At 60.4% G+C, this 20,930-nt stretch carries 23 protein-coding genes; 10 read left to right on the forward strand and 13 right to left on the reverse strand.

The features are described from left to right. The first annotated feature begins 83 nt into the window (after positions 1-83). The 6 genes from ACA068_RS26025 (at position 84) to ACA068_RS26050 (ending at position 8,573) form a co-directional block, all read left to right on the forward strand. Positions 84-1,391 carry an AAA family ATPase gene (locus ACA068_RS26025; RefSeq protein WP_497305772.1) on the forward strand — a complete coding sequence of 436 codons (1,308 nt, stop codon included), beginning with the start codon at positions 84-86 and terminating at the stop codon, positions 1,389-1,391. A gap of 368 nt (positions 1,392-1,759) precedes the next feature. After that, positions 1,760-2,976 (forward strand): IS3 family transposase gene (locus ACA068_RS26030; RefSeq protein WP_497304932.1). Its coding sequence is split into 2 segments (ribosomal slippage): positions 1,760-2,105 and positions 2,105-2,976, totalling 1,218 coding nucleotides; the frame shifts between segments, so codons are not numbered across the junction. A gap of 430 nt (positions 2,977-3,406) precedes the next feature. Then, positions 3,407-3,649, forward strand: a complete 243-nt coding sequence (locus ACA068_RS26035) for an exodeoxyribonuclease VII small subunit (protein WP_007894317.1) — start codon at positions 3,407-3,409, stop codon at positions 3,647-3,649. Next, complete coding sequence (gene ispA / locus ACA068_RS26040) at positions 3,646-4,533, forward strand: (2E,6E)-farnesyl diphosphate synthase (protein WP_497305774.1); 888 nt, start codon at positions 3,646-3,648, stop codon at positions 4,531-4,533. Before ACA068_RS26035 ends, ispA begins: the two co-directional genes overlap by 4 nt. A gap of 92 nt (positions 4,534-4,625) precedes the next feature. After that, complete coding sequence (dxs, locus tag ACA068_RS26045; protein ID WP_497305776.1) at positions 4,626-6,524, forward strand: 1-deoxy-D-xylulose-5-phosphate synthase; 1,899 nt, start codon at positions 4,626-4,628, stop codon at positions 6,522-6,524. Positions 6,525-6,689: 165 nt separating this feature from the next. Then, on the forward strand, positions 6,690-8,573 hold the full coding sequence (locus ACA068_RS26050) for a TonB-dependent receptor domain-containing protein (RefSeq protein WP_497305778.1): 1,884 nt from the start codon (positions 6,690-6,692) through the stop codon (positions 8,571-8,573). Positions 8,574-8,682: 109 nt separating this feature from the next. On the opposite strand, the gene ACA068_RS26055 is transcribed toward ACA068_RS26050, so the two are convergent. The 12 genes from ACA068_RS26055 to nrdR form a co-directional block, all read right to left on the reverse strand. Next, on the reverse strand, positions 8,683-9,483 hold the full coding sequence (locus ACA068_RS26055; RefSeq protein WP_497305780.1) for a cobalamin-binding protein: 801 nt from the start codon (positions 9,481-9,483) through the stop codon (positions 8,683-8,685). After that, positions 9,483-9,902, reverse strand: a complete 420-nt coding sequence (locus ACA068_RS26060; protein WP_497305782.1) for an MFS transporter — start codon at positions 9,900-9,902, stop codon at positions 9,483-9,485. Before ACA068_RS26060 ends, ACA068_RS26055 begins: the two co-directional genes overlap by 1 nt. Continuing rightward, positions 9,899-10,516, reverse strand: coding sequence for a GTP cyclohydrolase II (ribA, locus tag ACA068_RS26065; protein ID WP_497305783.1), 618 nt, complete (start codon positions 10,514-10,516; stop codon positions 9,899-9,901). The genes ACA068_RS26060 and ribA overlap by 4 nt, the downstream gene beginning before the upstream one ends. 233 nt (positions 10,517-10,749) lie before the next feature. Next, on the reverse strand, positions 10,750-11,487 hold the full coding sequence (locus ACA068_RS26070) for a substrate-binding periplasmic protein (protein WP_497305785.1): 738 nt from the start codon (positions 11,485-11,487) through the stop codon (positions 10,750-10,752). A 22-nt stretch (positions 11,488-11,509) separates the two neighbouring features. Then, positions 11,510-12,013, reverse strand: a complete 504-nt coding sequence (locus ACA068_RS26075; protein ID WP_008033735.1) for a phosphatidylglycerophosphatase A family protein — start codon at positions 12,011-12,013, stop codon at positions 11,510-11,512. Beyond that, on the reverse strand, positions 12,010-12,975 hold the full coding sequence (gene thiL, locus ACA068_RS26080) for a thiamine-phosphate kinase (protein ID WP_497305787.1): 966 nt from the start codon (positions 12,973-12,975) through the stop codon (positions 12,010-12,012). The genes ACA068_RS26075 and thiL overlap by 4 nt, the downstream gene beginning before the upstream one ends. An 18-nt stretch (positions 12,976-12,993) precedes the next feature. Further along, the gene (gene nusB / locus ACA068_RS26085; RefSeq protein ID WP_462002902.1) at positions 12,994-13,494 is read right to left on the reverse strand and encodes a transcription antitermination factor NusB; all 501 of its coding nucleotides are present in this window, start codon (positions 13,492-13,494) and stop codon (positions 12,994-12,996) included. Beyond that, entirely contained in the window at positions 13,491-13,967 is a 477-nt protein-coding gene (gene ribH / locus ACA068_RS26090; protein WP_003185938.1) for a 6,7-dimethyl-8-ribityllumazine synthase, read from the reverse strand. Before ribH ends, nusB begins: the two co-directional genes overlap by 4 nt. Positions 13,968-14,058: 91 nt before the next feature. After that, positions 14,059-15,150, reverse strand: coding sequence for a bifunctional 3,4-dihydroxy-2-butanone-4-phosphate synthase/GTP cyclohydrolase II (gene ribBA / locus ACA068_RS26095; RefSeq protein WP_461977106.1), 1,092 nt, complete (start codon positions 15,148-15,150; stop codon positions 14,059-14,061). 30 nt (positions 15,151-15,180) lie between these two features. Then, positions 15,181-15,843, reverse strand: a complete 663-nt coding sequence (locus ACA068_RS26100) for a riboflavin synthase (RefSeq protein ID WP_497305789.1) — start codon at positions 15,841-15,843, stop codon at positions 15,181-15,183. A gap of 46 nt (positions 15,844-15,889) precedes the next feature. After that, entirely contained in the window at positions 15,890-17,023 is a 1,134-nt protein-coding gene (gene ribD / locus ACA068_RS26105; protein WP_497305791.1) for a bifunctional diaminohydroxyphosphoribosylaminopyrimidine deaminase/5-amino-6-(5-phosphoribosylamino)uracil reductase RibD, read from the reverse strand. Then, the gene (nrdR, locus tag ACA068_RS26110; RefSeq protein WP_497305793.1) at positions 17,020-17,484 is read right to left on the reverse strand and encodes a transcriptional regulator NrdR; all 465 of its coding nucleotides are present in this window, start codon (positions 17,482-17,484) and stop codon (positions 17,020-17,022) included. The genes ribD and nrdR overlap by 4 nt, the downstream gene beginning before the upstream one ends. Before the next feature lie 128 nt (positions 17,485-17,612). On the opposite strand from nrdR, the gene ACA068_RS26115 reads away from it, so the two are divergent. From ACA068_RS26115 to trxA, 3 genes are all read left to right on the forward strand, one after another. Next, a complete protein-coding gene (locus ACA068_RS26115) occupies positions 17,613-18,077 on the forward strand; it encodes a YbaY family lipoprotein (RefSeq protein WP_497310670.1) in 465 nt (154 codons plus the stop codon). Continuing rightward, positions 18,074-18,730, forward strand: coding sequence for a class I SAM-dependent methyltransferase (locus ACA068_RS26120; RefSeq protein ID WP_497305795.1), 657 nt, complete (start codon positions 18,074-18,076; stop codon positions 18,728-18,730). The genes ACA068_RS26115 and ACA068_RS26120 overlap by 4 nt, the downstream gene beginning before the upstream one ends. Before the next feature lie 190 nt (positions 18,731-18,920). After that, positions 18,921-19,793, forward strand: coding sequence for a thioredoxin (trxA, locus tag ACA068_RS26125; protein WP_497305797.1), 873 nt, complete (start codon positions 18,921-18,923; stop codon positions 19,791-19,793). Between the two features lie 72 nt (positions 19,794-19,865). Here the strand turns inward: trxA and ACA068_RS26130 are convergent, their stop codons facing one another. Further along, the gene (locus ACA068_RS26130) at positions 19,866-20,216 is read right to left on the reverse strand and encodes a hypothetical protein (RefSeq protein WP_497305799.1); all 351 of its coding nucleotides are present in this window, start codon (positions 20,214-20,216) and stop codon (positions 19,866-19,868) included. Positions 20,217-20,350: 134 nt separating this feature from the next. On the opposite strand from ACA068_RS26130, the gene ACA068_RS26135 reads away from it, so the two are divergent. After that, the gene (locus ACA068_RS26135; protein WP_497305801.1) at positions 20,351-20,929 is read left to right on the forward strand and encodes a DUF2796 domain-containing protein; all 579 of its coding nucleotides are present in this window, start codon (positions 20,351-20,353) and stop codon (positions 20,927-20,929) included. Position 20,930: the final 1 nt, after the last annotated feature.

A 20,930-nucleotide genomic window follows, 5' to 3' on the forward strand; every position in this document is an offset into this window, starting at 1 on the left:
TTTGACTGGAGCTCAATGTCATCTCATGGTCAACTACGGCCAGAAAAACCGTCGGCAAGGACGGTAGAACCAGAGGTAAGCCTGTGAAGCTGCGCAAACTGAAACTCAAGGATTTCCGTCGATTTGAAGACATTGAAATCGACTTCCATCCTGAACTGACGGTAATTGCCGCACGTAACGGGCAAGGCAAAACTACCATTCTGGAAGCCATTGCCACCGCTCTCGGCCCCTTTGTGGGCGCATTCGATATGGGAAAGTCCAAGCATATCGAGCGTACCGACGCTCGTTATGTTCGCTTGGGCAACAGTTTTGAAAATGAGCAAAGGTTTCCGGTCGTCATTGATGCGGCTCTTGATACTCCAAGCATCCAGTGGCAGAGAGCCCTGCATGGCCCCAAAAGCCGTACGACAACCAAAGAAGCGGCTCCTCTGGCCAACTGGGGTAAGAATCTACAAGAGCTACTGCGTTCCGAAGTAGCGACTGCCTTGCCGCTAATTAGCTACTACCCTGCAGGACGGCTCTGGATCACCCATAACAACAGTTCACGAAAAGCGGTGGTGAGTGCCAGCAGAACCATGGGTTACGAAGACTGCTTATCCTCTGCATCCAACTTTGTGCAAATGCAGCAGTGGATGCGCAAGGCGACAATGGCACTGCTCCAACAACAAGAGCTACCGGGTTATGAACAGTCAGACCTGAAACCCAGAATCGCCGGAATTCAAAATGCCGTAAATCTGGTTCTGGAGAATGAAGGGTGGAGCAACTTCCATTACAGCCTTGGCTATGAAGATCTCGCGATGTCTCACCCTGATCACGGGCTGTTACCTATCAGTCTGCTCAGTGATGGCGTTCGCGCGATGATCTCGCTGACCGCCGACATGGCATTTCGTTGTGCGCGTTTGAATGGTCAATTTCAGGATAAAGCCCCGCTGCTGACTGAAGGCATTGTTCTGATAGATGAAGTCGACCTGCACCTTCACCCCGCTTGGCAGCAACAAGTGCTCGCAGCCTTACGCAAAGCATTCCCAAAGATCCAGTTCATCGTCAGCACACATAGTCCACAGGTATTGACTACCGTGAACCGCGAACAGATCCGCGTGATTCACAAGGATGAGCAAGGCTGGATTTCTGAACAACCGGCAATGAGCCCTTTGGCACAGGAATCGGGAGACGCACTGGCTGGGGTCATGAATGTGAGCACCCGCCCTCCTATGGACATAGTTGAAACAGCTCACGAATATGAACAATTGTTCCGGGACGGCGCAGGCACCAGTCCCCAAGCGAAACAGTTGAAAAAGGAGTTGGACGACGCAGGTTATGAAATTTCCGAAGCTGATATGACGCTCTGGACGTTCCTTGCAGCGCAAGTTAGGAAGGCGCGTAGTGATTGAGTTGGCTCATAACCCTGTAACACCGCAAGCGCTTGTGGATTTCAACGCGGCCCATCCACATGCGGGGCCAGGCGACTTCGATGGAAATGCCTTTCACTTAGTGAAAAAGATCGTGAAGGCGAGCCTCCATTACGATCAAGGCGGGCTTTGCGTTTATTGTGAAACGCCACTCGAGCCCGATTCAGGACAAATTGACCATATCAAACCTAAGCGCGGCAACGATGGGCACCCTCATTTGACGTTCACCTACACCAACTATGCGCACGGGTGTATCCGATCAGATGGGTGTGGACAGCGATGGACGAGCCCCATGAAAGACAGGACACCGTTTCCCCCTTAAGATAAGAGATAGGCAAACGGTTATGTATATGACTAATAGTAGTGATAAGGGTGGGGAGCTGCTGGGCCAGGAGCGTCGTCGCCGTTGGAGCCCAGAGCAAAAGCTGGCGATGGTTCGCGAGAGTCTGCAACCAGGACAAAGTGTTTCGGTCGTGGCCCGGCGCCATGGCGTGAATGCCAACCAACTCTTCCAATGGCGCAAGCTTTATCAGAATGGCAGCCTCTCGGCGGTCAGTGCCGGAGAGACCGTAGTGCCGGCTTCTGAATTGGCCGACGCACTCAAACAGATCCGTGAGTTACAACGGATGCTGGGCAAGAAAACCATGCAAGTCGAGATCCTTCAGGAAGCCGTGGAGATTGCTCGGTCGCGAAAATGGATTGCGCACTCACCCTTGTTGCCGGGGGACGACCTGTGAAGCTGATCAGTGAAAGTCTCGGTGTAGCGCGCTCGCAATTAACGGTTCGACTCAAGCCAGCTGCACGGCCCGCAAGGCGTCGTCCAAGAATGGACGATGCCGCTTTGGTCAAAGAGATTCAGTCTGAAGTCAGTGAGTTGCCCAGCTATGGCTACCGCCGTGTGTGGGGTTTGCTCCGTCGTCGGCGCGAACAACAAAGTCAGGCGCCAATCAACGTCAAACGGGTCTATCGCGTGATGCGCGATCATCAGTTACTGCTGGAGCGTCGAATTAAACAGCCCGGAGTGGCGCGCCGCCATGAAGGCCGCATCGCAGTGGCCACCAGCGATACCCGCTGGTGCTCTGACGGGTTTGAGTTTCGCTGTGAAGACGGCGACAAGCTGAGCGTGACCTTCGCCCTGGACTGCTGCGACCGCGAAGCCATCGGCTGGGTGGCCAGCCCGACGGGGTACAGCGGCGACGATATCCGCGATCTGATGCTGGAAGCGGTGGAAACACGCTTCGGTGAAGAACCGCCTGCCACCCCGGTGCAATGGCTGAGCGATAACGGCTCGGCCTACATCGCTGAACAGACACGCCAGTTTGCCCGACAGATCGGTTTACAGCCGGTGACGACACCGGTGCGCAGCCCGCAGAGCAACGGCATGGCCGAGAGCTTCGTTAAAACGATGAAGCGCGACTACGTCGCGCACATGCCCAAACCTGACCGGGAAACCGCCTTGCGCAACCTGACGGTTGCCTTTGAGCATTACAACGAGGAGCATCCGCACAGCGCTCTAAAATACCGTTCACCGCGGGAGTTTAGGCGTTTGGCAGCGGCATCAATTTAACGGGGTATTGGTGTCCGGTTTAGCAGGGGCCAGTCCAAGCGAAAAGGAGACCGGGTCCTTCCGATTGAACCTGCACCCGGCTGTAACGACCGGTTCTCGCTGTCATCGGATGGCTCGCTCGAACCTATGCCCACTCTTAACAAAAGGGAAAAGCATGTGGTTCGCCAAACGAGAGACATGCTTGGGCTTCAAAGTGCTGCGCTTGTTCGTGAACGTGAAAAATGGATAAACGCCTTTGTCAGTCTCCTGAAGGAACAGCCATTGATTGCGAAAGATTTTCTGAGAGAAGCCCCCTTCCGCCATATTTTGCTTCGTTTGATCAGTTAGCCTCTTCGTCGTGCCAGAGAGTTAACGGGGTCCCGCTCATTTGCCCATAACCCCCATGTCTGCTAGTGTCGCGCCGGTTTAACGTCAACCGGAAATAGCCGCCATGGCCCGCAAAAAAGCTGCACTGGATTTCGAACAATCCCTCGCTGACCTGCAAACGCTGGTGGAGCGACTGGAGAACGGCGAATTGTCGCTGGAAGACTCGCTGACGGCTTTCGAGCAGGGCATCGGTCTGACCCGCGATTGCCAGGCGGCGCTGGCTCAGGCCGAGCAAAAGGTTCAAGTGCTGCTCGAGCGTGATGGCGAGCTGGCCGAGGAACCCTTCGACGCGGATCAGCCAGAATGATTGCAGCGTATTCGGCGACCAGCCAGGCTCGCGTGAACGTGGCACTGGAAACCCTGTTCAACCCGCCGAGCCCTGAGCTCGCGCGCCTGTACGAAGCCATGCGCTACAGCGTGATGAATGGCGGCAAACGGGTCCGTCCGCTGCTGGCCTACGCCGCGTGCGAAGCGCTCGGTGGCAAGGCCGAGCAAGCCAACGGCGCGGCGTGCGCGGTGGAGCTGATTCACGCGTATTCACTGGTGCATGACGATTTGCCAGCCATGGACGACGACGATCTGCGTCGAGGCCAGCCGACCACTCACAAAAAATTCGATGAAGCCTGCGCGATCCTGGCCGGTGACGGCTTGCAGAGCCTGGCGTTCAGTGCCCTGCTCGATCAACGCCTGAGCACGTCGGACTCCGAAATCCGCTTGCAGATGGTCAGCGCCCTGGCGTTGGCGGCAGGCCCGGCCGGCATGGTCGGCGGCCAAGCCATCGACCTCGGCTCGGTCGGCCTGAAACTTGACCAAAAAGCCCTCGAAACCATGCACCGGCACAAGACCGGGGCGTTGATCGAAGTCAGCGTCAAACTCGGCGCCCTGGCCAGCGGCCGCGCCGAGAAGGACGAACTGAAGTCGTTGCAGACTTATGCACAGGCCATCGGCCTGGCGTTCCAGGTGCAGGACGACATTCTCGACGTCGAAAGCGATACCGAAACCCTAGGCAAACGCCAGGGCGCCGACATCGCGCGCGACAAGCCGACCTACCCGGCCCTGCTCGGCCTCGACGCCGCCAAGGCCTACGCTCTGGAACTGCGCGATCAGGCCCTGCACGCGCTGCGACCGTTTGACGCGGCTGCCGAGCCGTTGCGCGATCTGGCCCGCTACATCGTCGAACGGCGCAGCTGACGGCGTATCCGCCAAGTTAAAACCAACGCGTGGGCAGGGGGCGATGCATCAGGTAAACTGCCGCATCTTTTATACCTATAACGATTCGCCTGATGCCCACGACGTTTCATGAGATTCCCCGCAAGCGCCCGACCACGCCCCTGCTCGACCGTGCCAACACGCCGGACGGCCTGCGCCGGTTAGGCGAAGCCGAGCTGGAAACCCTGGCCGATGAGTTGCGCCTGGAATTGCTCTACACGGTCGGTCAGACCGGCGGGCATTTCGGTGCCGGCCTGGGCGTCATCGAGCTGACCATCGCGTTGCATTACGTCTTCGACACCCCGGACGACCGGCTGGTGTGGGACGTGGGTCATCAGGCCTATCCGCACAAAATCCTCACCGGCCGGCGCGAGCGCATGGCCACCCTGCGCCAGAAGGACGGCGTCGCCGCCTTCCCGCGTCGTTCCGAGAGCGAGTACGACACCTTTGGCGTCGGCCACTCCAGCACCTCGATCAGCGCAGCGCTGGGCATGGCGATTGCCGCCCGCCTGCAGAACAGTGATCGCAAGGCCATTGCCGTGATCGGCGACGGCGCATTGACCGCGGGCATGGCCTTCGAGGCGCTGAACCATGCGCCGGAAGTCAACGCCAACATGCTGGTGATCCTCAACGACAACGACATGTCGATCTCGCGCAACGTCGGTGGACTGTCGAATTACCTCGCGAAGATCCTTTCCAGCCGCACTTACGCAAGCATGCGTGAAGGCAGCAAAAAGGTCCTGTCGCGCCTGCCCGGCGCCTGGGAAATCGCCCGTCGCACCGAAGAATATGCCAAAGGCATGCTGGTTCCCGGCACGCTGTTTGAAGAGCTGGGCTGGAACTACATCGGCCCGATCGATGGCCACGACCTGCCGACCCTGATCGCCACCCTGCGCAACATGCGCGATCTCAAAGGCCCACAGTTCCTGCACGTCGTCACCAAGAAAGGCAAAGGCTTCGCCCCGGCGGAAGTCGACCCGATCGGTTACCACGCCATCACCAAGCTTGAACCCGTTGATGCCCCGGCCGCTGCGCCGAAGAAATCCGGCGGGCCGAAGTATTCCGGTGTGTTCGGCGAATGGCTGTGCGACATGGCCGCGTCCGACCCCCGCTTGGTGGGCATCACCCCGGCGATGAAAGAAGGCTCCGACCTGGTGGCGTTCAGCGAGCGTTTCCCGCTGCGCTACTTCGACGTGGCGATTGCCGAGCAACACGCCGTGACCCTCGCCGCCGGCATGGCCTGCGAAGGCGCGAAACCGGTGGTGGCGATCTATTCGACGTTCCTGCAACGCGGTTACGACCAGCTTGTGCATGATGTGGCGGTGCAAAACCTCGACGTGCTGTTCGCCATCGACCGCGCAGGTCTGGTGGGCGAAGACGGCCCGACGCATGCGGGCAGTTTCGACCTGTCGTTCCTGCGTTGCATCCCCGGCATGCTGGTGATGACCCCGAGCGACGAAAACGAACTGCGCAAAATGCTCACCACCGGTCACCTGTTCAACGGCCCGGCGGCGGTGCGTTACCCGCGCGGCACTGGCCCGAATGCAACGATCGAGAAAGACCTGCAACCGATTGAAATCGGCAAAGGCGTGGTTCGTCGCCAGGGCAGCAAAGTCGCCCTGCTGGTGTTCGGTGTGCAACTGGCTGAGGCGCTGAAAGTCGCCGAGACGCTGGATGCGACCGTGGTCGACATGCGTTTCGTCAAACCGCTGGATGAAGGCCTGGTTCGCCAAATCGCCGACAGCCACGAATTGCTGGTGACGATCGAAGAGAACGCGATCATGGGCGGTGCCGGTGGCGCGGTCAGCGAGTTCCTGGCGCGTGAAAACATCCTCAAGTCGATGCTGCACCTGGGCTTGCCGGACAGTTACGTCGAGCATGCGAAACCTGCACAGATGCTGGCCGAGTGCGGGCTGGATGAGGCCGGGATCGAGGCTTCGGTTCGTGAGCGCCTGCAACTAATCAACATCTGAACAAATGTAAAACCCCTTGTGGGAGCGGGCTTGCTCGCGAATGCGGAGTATCAATTAGCATAAATGTTGACTGATGCACCGCATTCGCGAGCAAGCCCGCTCCCACATTGGTTTTCTGTACCTTTCAAAATTTGTGTTCGCTTAATAGCGCCCAACGGATTACCGATGAAACTCTCCCCCCTCGCCCTGACGCTGACCCTGCTGCCGGCCAGCCAGCTCCTGGCCGACACCTTCGAACGCGATCAAGCCCTGAAACTGCCCGAAGTGTTGATCAGCGCCAACCGTCAGGTCGAAGCGCGTAACGACAGCAGCGCCGCCAACACCGTTTTCACCCGCGACGACATCGACCGCCTGCAACCGGGCAGCGTCACGGACTTGCTGAGTCGGGTACCCGGCGTGCAGGTCGTGCAAACCGGCGGGCGCGGCAGTCTGCCGGGGATTTACATTCGCGGGACCCAGTCGGCGCAGAGCCTGGTGCTGGTGGACGGCCAACGCATCGGCAACTCGACCTCCGGCGACAGCAACCTGCAACACATCAACATCGAGCAGGTCGAGCGCGTGGAAGTGCTGCGCGGCTCCCGCTCGGTGATTTATGGCAGTGATGCAATTGGCGGCGTTATTCAGATTTTCACTCGTCGTGGTGGCGAACAAGGCCTGCAGCCACGTATGCACATGGGGTTTGGCAGCAATCAGGCCTGGGAGCGCAGCCTCGGATTGTCCGGCGGCGATGAGAAAACCCGCTTCAACCTCGGCGCCAGCCTCGATGAGACCGCCGGGATCAACCGCACCCACGAGTCCTATCCCAGCGACGGCGATCATGACGAATACCGCAACAAATCGGCAAGCCTGAGCCTGAGTCACGCCCTCACCGATGACATCGAATTCGGCGCCAACCTGCTGGATAACCGCGGCAAAAGCGAGTTCGACAATCCGTTCGGGCGCTTCGACACGACGACCTTCGAATCGCTCCAGCAGCAGCCTTACAGCGACTTTGCCGTGAGCAGCATCAGCAGTTATGTCGATGCCCGGGTCAACGACCTCTGGAAAACCCGCGTCGAGTTCGGTCATAGCGAAAACCGCGAGAAGACCCTCGACAAACTCAGCGATGAGCGCAGCGTGTTCAATACGTACCGTGACTCGGTGAACTGGCAGAACGACTTGACGCTCAATGAGCGCAACAGTCTGATTCTCGGCGGCGACTGGTATGAAGACCGGATCAACAGCAGCACCCCGTTCGACGAGGACAGCCGCTGGAACCGCGCGGCGTTTATCCAGCATCGCTACCAGGCTGACAGCTTCTCCACGGAACTGGGTTTGCGCCGGGACCAGAACCAGCAGTTTGGCGGCCAGAACAGCTGGAGCGGCACCTTCACCCTGCCGCTGAACCCGGACAACGACGTATTGCTGACCTACAGCGAAGGTTTCCGCGCACCGACCTTCAATGACTTGTACTACCCGGATTTCAGCAACCCGGACCTCAAACCCGAAACCTCGAAAAGCTACGAGCTGCAATGGCGCAGTCAGTTGACCGAGAACAGTCGCCTCGAAACTTCGCTATACCGCACGGACCTTGAAGACGCGATTATTTTTGGCAGCAACTCACGGCCACAGAACGTGGCGTCGGCGCGGATCAACGGGTTCGAAGCGGCTCTGAAGCAGGAACTGTTCGGCTGGCAGAGCAACCTCGGCGTGGCGATCATCGACCCGAGGGATCGCGACAGCGGCCACACCCTGGCCCGTCGTGCGCGGCGGACCTTAAGCCTGGATCTGGATCGACAGTTCGACCGGCTCGGCCTCGGTGCCAGTTGGCAAGCGGTGAGCAGCAGCTATGACGACTTGAACAATCAACAGCCGTTGGGTGGATACGCCTTGTTGGGGGTGCGCAGCAGTTGGGAACTCAATCGTGAGATCAAGCTTGACCTCAAGGTCGATAACCTGCTGGATAAAGGCTACAGCCGTGCGCTGTACAGCCATGATGGCAGCCAGTATGGGTATCGCGAGGAAGGTCGGGCTTGGATGTTTGGGGTGACCTGGACGCCGGAGCTCTGATCTGAAAAGTGAGGTGTTCTGGCGGGCCTCTTCGCGGGCAAGCCTCGCTCCTACAAGGATCACCCCGGACCTGTAGGAGCGAGGCTTGCCCGCGAAGCACACCTTCGTATCAGCGGACAGGCGCGATGACTTGGCACAACTTGGCCGTCGCCTCGATCATCTGCCCACTCGGCCGCTCCAGCCCCTTGTCCGTCACCAACAGCAACCGCCCCTGCGCCACCGCCGCCACCTGCGGCCAGGCTTTCCAAGCCTCCAGCTGTGCCTGATCACTGGCCAGAATCACCTCGGGATTACGCTGCAACACCGCCTCTACGCTGACCTGAGGCGCCGGCAATGTCAGGTCGGCGAACACATTGCGCGCCCCGCACACCTCAAGTGCATCACTGATGATCTGCCCGCCGCCAACGGTGTACAGCGGCCGATCCCACACCTGATAAAACACCCGCAACGGTTCAGCCCGGCGATAACGCTGGCGCAGCACCTCCAGGCGCTGGCGTAATTGCGCGGCCAAGGAAACGCCACGCTCAGGGCGACCGAGCTGGATGGCAATCGCTTCAATCTGCGCGGTCAGTTGGTTGAGGTTGTGAGGTTCGGCGACATACGTGGGGATGTTCAGGCGCTTGAGCTGCTCGCGCTGGGCCGGGCCAACGCTGCCGGGCCAGAGCAACAGCAAATCGGGTTTCAGGCTAAGCAGTTGTTCCATGTCCAACTGGCCATAGCGGCCAACGGAAGGAAGGTCTTTGAGCTCAGCGGGACGATTGCCTGCATCCAGCACGCCGACCAGAAGGTCCGCGGAGCCCAGTTCGACAACGATTTCAGACAGAGACGGCGCGAGACTGACAACGCGCTCAACAGCGGAGGCCATGCCGCTGCCGGCCAGCAGCATCAGCGCCAGCCAGAAGCGAAACATCAGCCGAGTTGACGCGGGATACGGTAGAGGTAGAACAGCACCGTGGTCGACAGCGCCAGCAGCACCAACGGCACCGCTTCAAGGCCGACGAACACCGCCAGTGCGCCGATCCAGGCCGGCAGGCCGGCAGCCAGGAATGCCATGCGGCGCTTGGCGGCCAGGGTGATCCAGGCGGCAGGTTCTTCAGGGGTGTCGAGGGCTTTTTGGGTGGCGATCAGCGCGTGTTTATAGCCACCAAAAAACTTTAGGCTGACAAACATCGAGGCGACACCGGCGATGAACAACGGCATCGCCAGCACCGGCAGGATAGCTTCGCCCTGGCCGAACACACCATTGATCACGAACAGCGGCAGCAAGGCCAGGGCCAGGTATTGCCACCAGCTGAAGGACAATCGTCGCCGCACTTGACCACGCGTCACGCCCGGTCTGCCTCGCCCTGATGCTCGTTGCCCATCATGTGGTCGAGCTTGCTGGCCTTGGTGGCCAGGTAGAGTTTGTTGTGTGGGTTATGCCCGGTGTGCAGCGGCACGCGCTCGGCGACCACAATGCCCATGTCGGTCAGGGCTTTGACCTTGCGCGGATTGTTGGTCATCAGGCGCAGGGATTTCACGCCCAAGTGCTGCAGCATCGGCAGGCACATGGCGTAGTCACGCTGGTCGGCGGCGAAGCCCAGACGCTCGTTGGCTTCAACGGTGTCGGCACCGCCATCCTGCAATTCATAAGCGCGGATTTTGTTCAGCAGGCCAATGCCACGGCCTTCCTGACGCAGGTAAAGCAACACGCCACGGCCTTCACGGGCGATGGCCTGCAAGGCGGCCTCAAGTTGCGAGCCGCAGTCGCAACGCTGGCTGAACAAGGCATCGCCAGTCAGGCATTCGGAGTGCAACCGGCCGAGTACCGGGGCACCGTCATCGAACTCACCCAGGCTCAGCACCACGTGCTCGCGCCCGTTCTCTTCATCGAGAAAGCCGTGCATGGTGAATTGCGCAAAAGGCGTTGGCAGCTTGGAAGCGGCGACAAAAACGACAGGCACCTGTGTGCTCCTGATCAATAAGTACTGGAGATTCGCAGAGGCGGCATTGTAACAGCAGGTTCCTACAGACGCTTAGGCTGAATTATGGGGCATAACGATCAAAAAGTTAGATCTCAGGCCCAGCATCAACCCCTGTGGGAGCGGGCTTGCTCGCGAATGCGGACTGTCAGTTGACTGAAATGTTGACTGAACTAGCGTTTTCGCGAGCAAGCCCGCTCCCACATTAACCGTGTTCAGTTTGAGTTGAATGGATACGGTTGTTTCCAGCGTTCGAAGATCGGTTTCAACCGGCCGCTTTTCACCAGCAACGCCATGCGCTCATCGAACAGCGCCATTAAGGTGCGAGCCTTGGGCGTATCGGAGAAGCACAGGTACAGCGGCAATTCGGCGATGTGAGTGCGACGAAACTGCGCGGGGTCCTTGGCCCACTTGAGGATATAGTCGACTTCGGTCAGCGCATCGATGTAATAGTCGACGCGGTTGTGGGTCAGCATCGACAAAATCCCGGTGCGCCGGATGACTTCGTTATAGCGCTGCACGTTGGGCAGATAGTTCTGGTAGTCGTAGCCGCGGACCCAGGCCAGTCGATAGTTGCCAAGCGTCTCCGGGGTCGGTGCCGGATTGCTCGCCAGACCCAAGGCATAAATGTGATCGGTATCGAAATTCCAGCGCGGATACAGCACATCGCTGTTCTCGTCGCGGTAAGAGCCGACACAGGCGTCCACTTCGCGGCGCTGGGCCAGGCCCACGGAGCGCGTGTAAGGCTCGGTGCGGATGTCCAGTTTGACGCCGGCCGGCTCGAACACTTCGCGCAGCAAGTCCCAGCCCAGGCCATGACCGTCAGCGGCGGTGTAGTCTTCCCAGTCTTCGCTGGCCAGGTGGATCACGGACGGCGTCATCGCGGCATCGCCCGCCTGGGCGAACGAGCAAAACGTGGCGAACATCATCACAGCCAACGAGTGCCGAGCCATCCCTAATCCCCTGTCTCGCCCGTCAGGCGAAAATCCACACCAGCCCTTGCATCGCCAACCACGCAAACACGCCTGCCAATACGTCATCGAGCATGATTCCGACGCCACCGTGCACATGCCGGTCGATCCAGTGAATCGGCCAGGGCTTGAGAATGTCGAAGAAGCGGAACACCAAGAACCCCGCCAACAACCAGTACCAGCCTTCCGGCACCAGCCACAGGGTGATCCACATCCCGACCATTTCGTCCCAGACGATGCCTTCGTGGTCGTGTACCCGCAAATCGTCGGCGACCTTGCCGCACAGCCAGAAGCCGAACAGCATGGTGATGCCGAGCATCAGCCAGTAACCCCAATCGGGCAGCATCTGCCACAACGGGATAAAGGGTAGCGCAACCAACGAACCCCAGGTGCCCGGTGCTTTTGGCAAGGTGCCCGAGCCGAAGCCGAACGCCAGGAAGTGCCATGGATTGCGCCAGACCGAAGGCGGTACAAATTCCGCCGGGACCTGTTTGGGATGATCTGTCACGGTGTCTCCCGAAAATGTTGATAGCCCCGGGTTTGCGGGGTGATGTCCTGTCCATCGGCGTCCAGCAGTACCACGCCCTGCCCGGTCACGACCCGCCCGACCACATGGATCGGCCAGCCGTCCGCCAGCAGCTGAGGCAATTCGACGGGCGGCAAGGTGAAAGCCAGCACGTAGTCGTCGCCACCGCTCAACGCAGCGTCTTCAGCGCCAGACTGACCGAGAAAGGTCACCAACGCCTGGGACAGGGGCAGCTTACTCCGCTCTACCTGAATGCCGACCTTCGATGCGAGCGCCAGGTGCCCGCAATCGGCGAGCAAACCGTCAGAAATATCGAGTGCCGAAGAGGCTTTGCCGCGCAATGCCTGACCGAGGGCCAGTTGCGGTTGCGGCGACCAGTAATGACGCAGCAACGGATCGGCGACAGCTTCATCCGCAGCTCGTTGACCGAGCACCAGCGGCAAGGCGCCGGCGGCATTGCCCAACTCGCCACCGACACACAGCAAGTCGCCCGGTTGCGCGGCGCTGCGAATCAACGCCTGCCCGGTGGGCACACGCCCGAACACGGTCATGGTCAGGCTCAGCGGCCCGCGCGTGGTATCGCCGCCCACCAACGCCACGCCACAGCTCTGCGCCATGAGGTTCAAACCACGGGCGTAGGCGTCCAGCCAATCGGCGGTCACCGTCGGCAAAGTCAGAGCAAGGGTAAAGGCAACGGGAGTGGCGCCCATGGCAGCCAGATCGCTGACGGCCACAGCCAGCGAACGCTGACCGAGCAGAAAAGGGTCGCAAGGATCTGCGAAATGCACACCGGCAACCAGCGTGTCGGTGGAAATGGCCAACTGCTCCCCGGGGGGAACAGCCAGCAAGGCGCAGTCATCACCGATCCCAAGGGCAACGCCCTCGCCGCCTTGCGCACAGGGCGCGGCGGCGAAGAAATTGCGGATCAGCTCAAACTCACCCATCGCAGATTCAAACGCCGATCAGCGCTTGAACGCCTTCACTTCAGCTTCACGCAGACGCGGGGCCAGCTTGTCGAGTACACCGTTGACGAACTTGTGGCCGTCGGTGGAACCGAAGACTTTCGCCAGCTCGATACCTTCGTTGATCACAACGCGGTACGGCACGTCGACGCGCTTGAGCAGTTCCCAGGTCGACAGGCGCAGAACGGCCAGTTCAACCGGGTCCAGCTCTTCGATCGTGATGTCCAGGCATGGCGCCAGAGCAGTATCGATTTCGGTGCGGTGCGCCGGAACGCCGTGCAGGATGTCGTGGAAGTAAGCGGCATCGACATCGCTGAAATCGTTATCGACCCGAAACTGCGCTTCGATCTCGTTCAGCGACTGCTTGGCCATGTGCCATTGGTACAGCGCCTGAGTCGCGAGCTGACGGGCTTCGCGACGCTTGACGCTTTTCGATGGCTTACCGGCATCCGCAGGCTTTGGATCGCGCGGGTTGAAACGATCACTTTCGTCGCTAATCACTTGGCCTCCAACTGCGCCAGCAGGCTGACCATTTCCAGAGCGGACAGGGCAGCTTCGGCACCTTTGTTACCGGCCTTGGTGCCGGAACGTTCGATGGCTTGCTCGATGGAATCAACGGTCAGGACGCCGAAAGCGACCGGAACGCCGAACTCCATGGACACCTGGGCCAGGCCCTTGGTGCATTCGCCCGCCACGTATTCGAAGTGCGGAGTACCGCCACGAATGACCGCGCCCAGGGCGATGATTGCCGCGTATTCGCCCTTCTGAGCGACTTTCTGCGCAACCAGCGGGATTTCGAAGGCGCCAGGCGCGCGGATGATGGTGATGTCGCTTTCGCTCACGCCGTGGCGAACCAGGGCATCAACTGCACCGCTGACCAGACTTTCAACGACGAAGCTGTTGAAACGGCCCACTACCAAAGCGTAGCGGCCTTTAGGGGCGATGAAGGTACCTTCGATGGTCTTCAGGGTCATTCGTTAGATCTCTTAAAGAGCCGGGACGCGTTTTCTACGCATCCCTCGGTGATGTGTTAGCCGCGAATCAAGGACTGGAAACAACCGGTCATTATTCGGAGGGCACGTATTCTACAACTTCCAGATCGAAACCGGATATCGCATTAAATTTCATTGGCGCAGACATCAAGCGCATTTTGCGCACGCCCAGGTCCCGAAGGATCTGCGAACCGGCACCCACGATGCTGTAGGTGGTCGGTTTTTTCACGACGGTCTGATCCGCGGTTTCACGGATGTGCGCCAGCAATACGTCGCCATCGAGCGGGTGACCGAGCAGCAGCACCACGCCGCTGCCCGCCTCGGCCACCGCAGCCATGGCAGCGCGCAGGCTCCAGCGGCCCGGTTGCTTGACCATCAACAAGTCGCGCAGCGGGTCCATGTTGTGCACACGAACCAGGGTCGGTTCTTCCGCGCACACGGTGCCCAGGGTCAGGGCCATGTGCACGTCGCCTTCCACGGAATCACGATAGGTCACCAGGTTGAACTGGCCCAGTTCGCTGTCCAAAGGCTGCTCAGCAATCCGCTGAACGGTACGTTCGTGGATCATTCGGTAGTGAATCAGGTCGGCAATGGTGCCGATCTTGATGTTGTGTTCGGCCGCGAAAGCTTCGAGTTCGGTGCGACGGGACATGGTGCCGTCGTCGTTCATCACTTCGCAGATCACGCCGCTTGGCTCGAAACCGGCCATGCGCGCCAGGTCGCACGCCGCTTCGGTGTGGCCAGCGCGTGCCAGGGTGCCGCCGGCCTGGGCCATCAGCGGGAAAATGTGGCCGGGGCTGACGATGTCTTCCGCCTTCGCGTCTTTCGCCGCAGCCGCTTGCACGGTGCGCGCGCGGTCGGCAGCGGAGATACCGGTGGTCACGCCTTCAGCCGCTTCGATGGACACGGTGAACTTGGTGCCGAAGCCGGAACCGTTGCGCGGTGCCATCAAGGGCAGCTTGAGCAGCTCGCAGCGCTCGCGGCTCATCGGCATGCAGATCAGGCCACGGGCGTGCTTGGCCATGAAGTTGATGTGTTCGGCCTTGCAGCACTCGGCGGCCATGATCAGGTCGCCTTCGTTCTCGCGGTCTTCGTCATCCATGAGGATGACCATCTTGCCTTGGCGGATGTCTTCAACCAGTTCTTCGATGCTATTGAGCGCCACAAGGCACCCCCCTTCTTTCAAAATTGAGTTTCAGGAATTGAGGTAGCCGTTCTCGGCCAGAAAGCTTTCAGTGATGTTCCCGGATGTCGGCTCTGCGGCCTTGTCGCCCAGCAACAGGCGCTCCAGATAACGTGCCAGCAAGTCGACTTCTAGATTCACCCGGCGACCTGGCTGGTACGACGCCATGATGGTTTCGCTCAGGGTGTGGGGAATAATCGTCAGCATGAACTCGGCGCCATCGACCGCGTTCACGGTCAGGCTGGTGCCGTCGACAGTGATCGAGCCTTTATGGGCGATGTACTTGGCCAGTTCTTTCGGCGCGCGGATGCGAAATTCCACGGCGCGAGCATTCTCGGTACGGGCAACCACCTCGCCCACACCATCGACGTGACCGCTGACCAAGTGCCCGCCGAGGCGAGTGGTCGGGGTCAGGGCTTTTTCCAGGTTCACCGGGCTGCCGCTTTTCAGATCATTCATGGCGGTGCAGTCGAGGGTTTCGCGACTGACGTCCGCCGCAAAGCCGTTGCCCGGCAATTCAACCGCGGTCAGGCACACGCCGTTGACTGCAATGCTGTCGCCCAGTTTGACGTCGCTCAGGTCGAGCTTGCCGGTTTCTACGTGCACCCGTACATCTCCGCCTTTTGGGGTCAATGCACGAATACTGCCGATGGATTCGATGATGCCGGTAAACATGGAGTCCTCCTCGAGAACAGAGCCGTCGCGTGGCGCAGGCCGGGAATTATACGCTCGCCGCTGGCGCAGGAATGGCGATGACTCGCCAGTCATCGCCAACCGCGCGAATTTCGGTGATTTTGAGCTCGGGCGCGTCCTTCATTTGCGCCAGCGGCCAGTCCAGCAGCGGCCGTGCCGAGGAGCCGAGGAACTTGCCGGCGATGAAAATCTGGAATTCGTCCACCAGCCCTTGCTGAGCGAAAGCCCCGGCCAGACGCGGCCCCGCTTCGACCAGCACCTCGTTGACCCCGCGATTGGCCAGTTCGACCAGCAGTTTGCGCAGGTCGACCAAACCATCCTCGCCCGCCACGATCAAGCACTCCGGGCCATTGGCATATTGCTCTTCGATCGCCATGCACGTGGCGACCAACGCCGGGCCGGCCTTGAAGAACGGTGCATCCAGCGGCACCCGCAAACGGCCGTCGATCAATACGCGCAGCGGCGGACGGCTCATGGCCAGGGCCGTTTGCTCAGCGTCCAGTCCCAGTTCATCGGCACGCACGGTCAATCGGGCGTTGTCCGCCAGCACCGTGTCGGCGCCGGTCAGCACCACACTGGCCTGGGCGCGCAGGCGCTGTACCGCCGAACGTGCGGCGGGGCCGGTGATCCATTGGCTCTCGCCGCTTTCCATCGCCGTGCGACCGTCCAGGCTCATGGCCAGCTTGACCCGCACGAACGGCAGGCCATGTTCCATGCGCTTGAGGAAGCCTTGATTGAGCTTGCGCGCTTCGCCTTCCAGCACGCCGCTTTCGATGGCGATGCCGGCTTGGGCCAGGCGCTGCATGCCGCGACCGGCCACTGACGGATTAGGGTCCGGCATCGCCGCGACGACCCGGGCAAGGCCGGCATTCACCAGCGCATCGGCGCAAGGCGGCGTGTGGCCGTGGTGACTGCACGGTTCGAGGGTCACGTAAGCGGTGGCGCCTCGGGCCTTGTCGCCCGCGGCACGCAGGGCGTGGACTTCAGCGTGGGGTTCGCCGGTACGCACATGCCAGCCTTCGCCGACAATCTGCCCGTCACGCACGATCACGCAGCCAACTCGCGGGTTGGGGTGAGTGGTGTAGTGCCCCTTGCGGGCCAGTTCCAGCGCGCGGGCCATGTAATGGGCGTCGAGGATGACTTGTTCTGGGGAGGTGGTCATTCTTTCATCGGCTCACGGGCCAGGCGATCGATCTCTTCGCGGAACTCATTGAGGTCCTGGAAGCGCCGATACACGGAGGCGAAACGAATGTAGGCGACTTCATCGAGCTTTTGCAGCTCGGCCATCACCAGTTCACCGACCACGAGGGACTTGACCTCGCGCTCGCCGGTGGCGCGCAGTTTGTGCTTGATGTGCACCAGCGACGATTCGAGACGCTCGACACTCACCGGGCGCTTCTCCAGCGCACGCTGCATGCCGGCGCGAAGTTTTTCTTCGTCGAAGGGCTGACGGCTACCGTCGGTTTTGATCAGGCGCGGCAACACCAGTTCGGCCGTCTCGAACGTTGTGAAACGCTCGCCGCAGGCCAGGCATTCACGCCGGCGGCGCACCTGTTCGCCCTCGGCGACCAGACGCGAGTCGATGACCTTGGTGTCGTTGGCACCGCAGAAGGGACAGTGCATGGTGGCAGGCAACAAAAAAAGGGAGGGCCATGGTAGCGCATCCCCGCGGCAAGACAAGACATAGGGTTTGCGGTATACAGACTGGCTATAGAGCTTGATCCATGGATTTCACCTTGCTGGAGCCGCAAATGCACCTAAGACCGCTCGTATTGCTCAGTGTTTTCAGCCTGCTGGTGGCCTGCAGCAGCGATGCGCCCAAGCCCCAGCCGCCAGCGCCAGGACCCGCCCCGCAAGCGGCACAGAAGAAAGCCAAGGAGTCCGCCAACCTCGGCCCGCTGCCTGCTTATCAGCGCGAATTGAGCGGCACCCTGCAAGGCGTGCCGGCCGGCGCTGAAGTCGAACTGGCGTTGCTAGTGATTGATGAAAAGGACCGCCCACAGCAATTGCTCGCCAGTTCCAGCCTGATCGGCACCAATCAGGTTCTGCCGTTTCACCTGCGCTTCAACCCGGAATCGTTCCCGGCCGGCGTTCGCGTTGAATTGCGCGGTCGCGCCAGCCAGTCGGGTCAGTTGATTTTGCACCTGCCTTCGCAGGTCATTACCCAGCCGACGACCCAGGTATTGGGTCAGCTGCAATTCGTCAAAGCGCCATGATTGCACCGCTCGACCTGCAACAGGCATTAAGTGAACTGCTCGGCGATGCGCAGCTTGTGCCGGTCACATTGCCCGATACCGAGCTGAGACTCTGGCTGATCGACGGCGACAATATGGACCGCGCCTTCAGCCCGGAAGAAACCCGACGGATTCTGCATGAACCGCCCTACTGGAGTTTCTGCTGGGCCAGCGGCCTGGCGGTCGCCCGCTATCTCGCCGCATTCCCTGAGTGGGTCAAAGGCAAACGGGTGCTGGATTTTGGCGCCGGTTCCGGGGTGGCAGGGATCGCGGCCGTCAAGGCCGGGGCGTTGGAAGTGGTGGCCTGTGACCTCGACCCGCTGGCGATTGCCGCGTGTCGGGCGAATGCTGAACTCAATGGCGTACACCTTGAATACTCGACAGACTTTTTCGCCGAGGCAGATCGGTTTGATCTGATTCTGGTGGCCGACGTGCTCTACGACCGGGCGAACCTGCCGTTGCTCGATGAGTTCTTGAGTCGCGGCCAAGAGGCGCTGGTGGCCGATTCGCGGGTGAGGGATTTCAGGCATCCGCTGTATCAACGTATCGAAATGCTGGAGGCGATGACCTTGCCGGATCTGGCCGAGCCTGAAGAGTTTCGGCATGTGAGCCTGTACCACGCGCGGCGCTCCTAGTAGCTTCGCTCCTACAAGTCCGCGCCGATTTGAAGAACGACGCCGGACCTGTAGGAGCGAGCGGTGCGGCGATCCGACTTGCCCGCGAAGGCGTCCGGTCAGGCAACACACCTATCAACCGCCTCCCCGCTTCCGGCCGCCCCCCATCAAGCCTTATAGTTGCCCCATTCACGCTTTTACGAGATCCCCCATGAGTCAGGAAACGCCGTACATCTTCGACGCCACGACTGCCGATTTCGACCAGTCGGTGATCGAGAACTCTTTCCACAAACCGGTGCTGGTGGATTTCTGGGCCGAATGGTGTGCGCCGTGCAAAGCGCTGATGCCGATGCTACAAACCATCGCCGAGAGCTACCAGGGCGAGTTGCTGCTGGCCAAGGTCAACTGCGACGTCGAGCCGGACATTGTTTCGCGTTTCGGCATTCGCAGCCTGCCGACCGTGGTGTTGTTCAAGGACGGTCAGCCGGTGGACGGTTTTGCCGGTGCACAGCCGGAATCCGCCGTACGGGCGCTGCTTGAGCCTCACGTGCAAATGCCGCCACCGGCTGCTGCCGACCCGTTCGAACAGGCTCAGGCACTGTTTGATGACAACCGCTTTGCCGACGCCGAAGCCACCCTCAAAGTGCTGTTGGGCGAAGACAACACCAACGCCGGCGCGTTGATCCTCTACGCCCGTTGCCTGACTGAGCGTGGCGAACTGGGCGAAGCGCAAACCGTGCTCGACGCAGTGAAAAGCGATGAGCACAAAGCGGCGCTGGCTGGCGCCAAGGCGCAGATCCAGTTCCTTGGCCAAGCCAAGGATTTACCGGATGCCGCAGACCTGAAAGCGCGCCTGGCGAAAAATCCGCAGGACGATGAAGCGGTGTATCAACTGGCGATCCAGCAACTGGCTCGCCAGCAATACGACGCCGCGCTGGATGCGCTGCTGAAACTGTTCATCCGCAATCGCAGCTACAGCGAAGGCTTGCCGCACAAGACCTTGCTGCAGGTGTTCGAACTGCTGGGCAACGATCACCCGTTGGTGACCACCTACCGCCGCAAACTGTTCGCCGCGCTGTATTGACCGCAACCTTGTAGGAGCACGGCTTGCCGGCGAAGGCGTCCTTGAGATCGCCTTCGCGAGCCAGCTCTGCTCCTACAAATCTGGTTCGATCCAGCTGTAGAGCGGCGTATCCCCGCCGCTCACCACCTTCACATCGGCGCAATGGCGCAAGCGCACCAGCAGACGTTTTCCCGACGACGCGCTGCCGGTCAGTCCTTCCAACTGCTCCAGCAGATCCGGCCCGCTCAATTGCCCGGCCTTGCGCAACAGGTCTTTGGCAACCTGCCACAGCGCATCATCCTGATTCACCGGTTTAGCCGGCGCGACGCCGGCCTCAGGCTGGACCACCTGCAGCTGTGCGCCCAGGCGCACCCAGTCGCCGTCATCCATCTCCACCGTCAAATCCACCGGCCAGTTGCCGATGCTTCCGCGAATTCGCAACATACGTCTGCTCCTGCACATTTCTGACGTGCATGCTCCCATGTGACTTGCGCAACGCCAAGCAGGCGGTCAAACTCCCCGCACTTTCGTTATAAGATTACATAACAGACTCTTCATTTTACTTTCGGAGACCCGCCATGCGCCGTCTGCTGCTCGCTCTGCCGTTTGCCCTGTTGCCGCTGGCCGTCGCCCATGCTGCTGATCAACATAGCCACGACCATGAACACGGCAGCCTCAGCGCCCACGAACATGGCGTCGGTCGCCTGAATGCTGCGCTGGACGGTCAGACCCTGGAGCTGGAGCTGGAAAGCCCGGCGATGAACCTCGTGGGTTTCGAACACGCTGCCACCACTGACGCCGACAAGGCCAAAGTGGCCGCAGCTCGTGCGCAGCTTGAGAAACCACTGGCACTGTTCAACCTTCCGAAAGCCGCAGGTTGCGTAATGGCGACACAGGAACTGGAGAGCCCGCTGTTCGGTGACAAGCCAGACGCTGATCACGATGAAGAAGCCAAGGACGAACATCACCACGACCACAGCGAAATCCACGCCCACTATCAATTCACCTGCTCAGCCCCAGGCGCGCTGAAAACCCTGGACCTGGCAAATATTTTCAACACCTTCCCGGCCACCCAGAAGCTTCAGGTACAACTGATCAGCCCGAGCGGGCAGCAAGGGGTTGAAGTGACGGCCAAGGCTGCCGCCCTCAAGTTCTGAT

This window comes from Pseudomonas sp. LBUM1660, assembly GCF_059695935.1.

Coding starts and splice junctions, on each gene's coding strand:
- ACA068_RS26035 (WP_007894317.1), top strand. CDS start 3,407: ATGGCCCGCAAAAAAGCTGCACTGGATTTCGAACAATCCCTCGCTGAC.
- ispA (WP_497305774.1), top strand. CDS start 3,646: ATGATTGCAGCGTATTCGGCGACCAGCCAGGCTCGCGTGAACGTGGCA.
- dxs (WP_497305776.1), top strand. CDS start 4,626: ATGCCCACGACGTTTCATGAGATTCCCCGCAAGCGCCCGACCACGCCC.
- ACA068_RS26050 (WP_497305778.1), top strand. CDS start 6,690: ATGAAACTCTCCCCCCTCGCCCTGACGCTGACCCTGCTGCCGGCCAGC.
- ACA068_RS26055 (WP_497305780.1), bottom strand. CDS start 9,483: ATGTTTCGCTTCTGGCTGGCGCTGATGCTGCTGGCCGGCAGCGGCATG.
- ACA068_RS26070 (WP_497305785.1), bottom strand. CDS start 11,487: ATGGCTCGGCACTCGTTGGCTGTGATGATGTTCGCCACGTTTTGCTCG.
- thiL (WP_497305787.1), bottom strand. CDS start 12,975: ATGGGTGAGTTTGAGCTGATCCGCAATTTCTTCGCCGCCGCGCCCTGT.
- ribH (WP_003185938.1), bottom strand. CDS start 13,967: ATGACCCTGAAGACCATCGAAGGTACCTTCATCGCCCCTAAAGGCCGC.
- ACA068_RS26100 (WP_497305789.1), bottom strand. CDS start 15,843: ATGTTTACCGGCATCATCGAATCCATCGGCAGTATTCGTGCATTGACC.
- ribD (WP_497305791.1), bottom strand. CDS start 17,023: ATGACCACCTCCCCAGAACAAGTCATCCTCGACGCCCATTACATGGCC.
- nrdR (WP_497305793.1), bottom strand. CDS start 17,484: ATGCACTGTCCCTTCTGCGGTGCCAACGACACCAAGGTCATCGACTCG.
- ACA068_RS26115 (WP_497310670.1), top strand. CDS start 17,613: ATGCACCTAAGACCGCTCGTATTGCTCAGTGTTTTCAGCCTGCTGGTG.
- ACA068_RS26120 (WP_497305795.1), top strand. CDS start 18,074: ATGATTGCACCGCTCGACCTGCAACAGGCATTAAGTGAACTGCTCGGC.
- trxA (WP_497305797.1), top strand. CDS start 18,921: ATGAGTCAGGAAACGCCGTACATCTTCGACGCCACGACTGCCGATTTC.
- ACA068_RS26130 (WP_497305799.1), bottom strand. CDS start 20,216: ATGTTGCGAATTCGCGGAAGCATCGGCAACTGGCCGGTGGATTTGACG.
- ACA068_RS26135 (WP_497305801.1), top strand. CDS start 20,351: ATGCGCCGTCTGCTGCTCGCTCTGCCGTTTGCCCTGTTGCCGCTGGCC.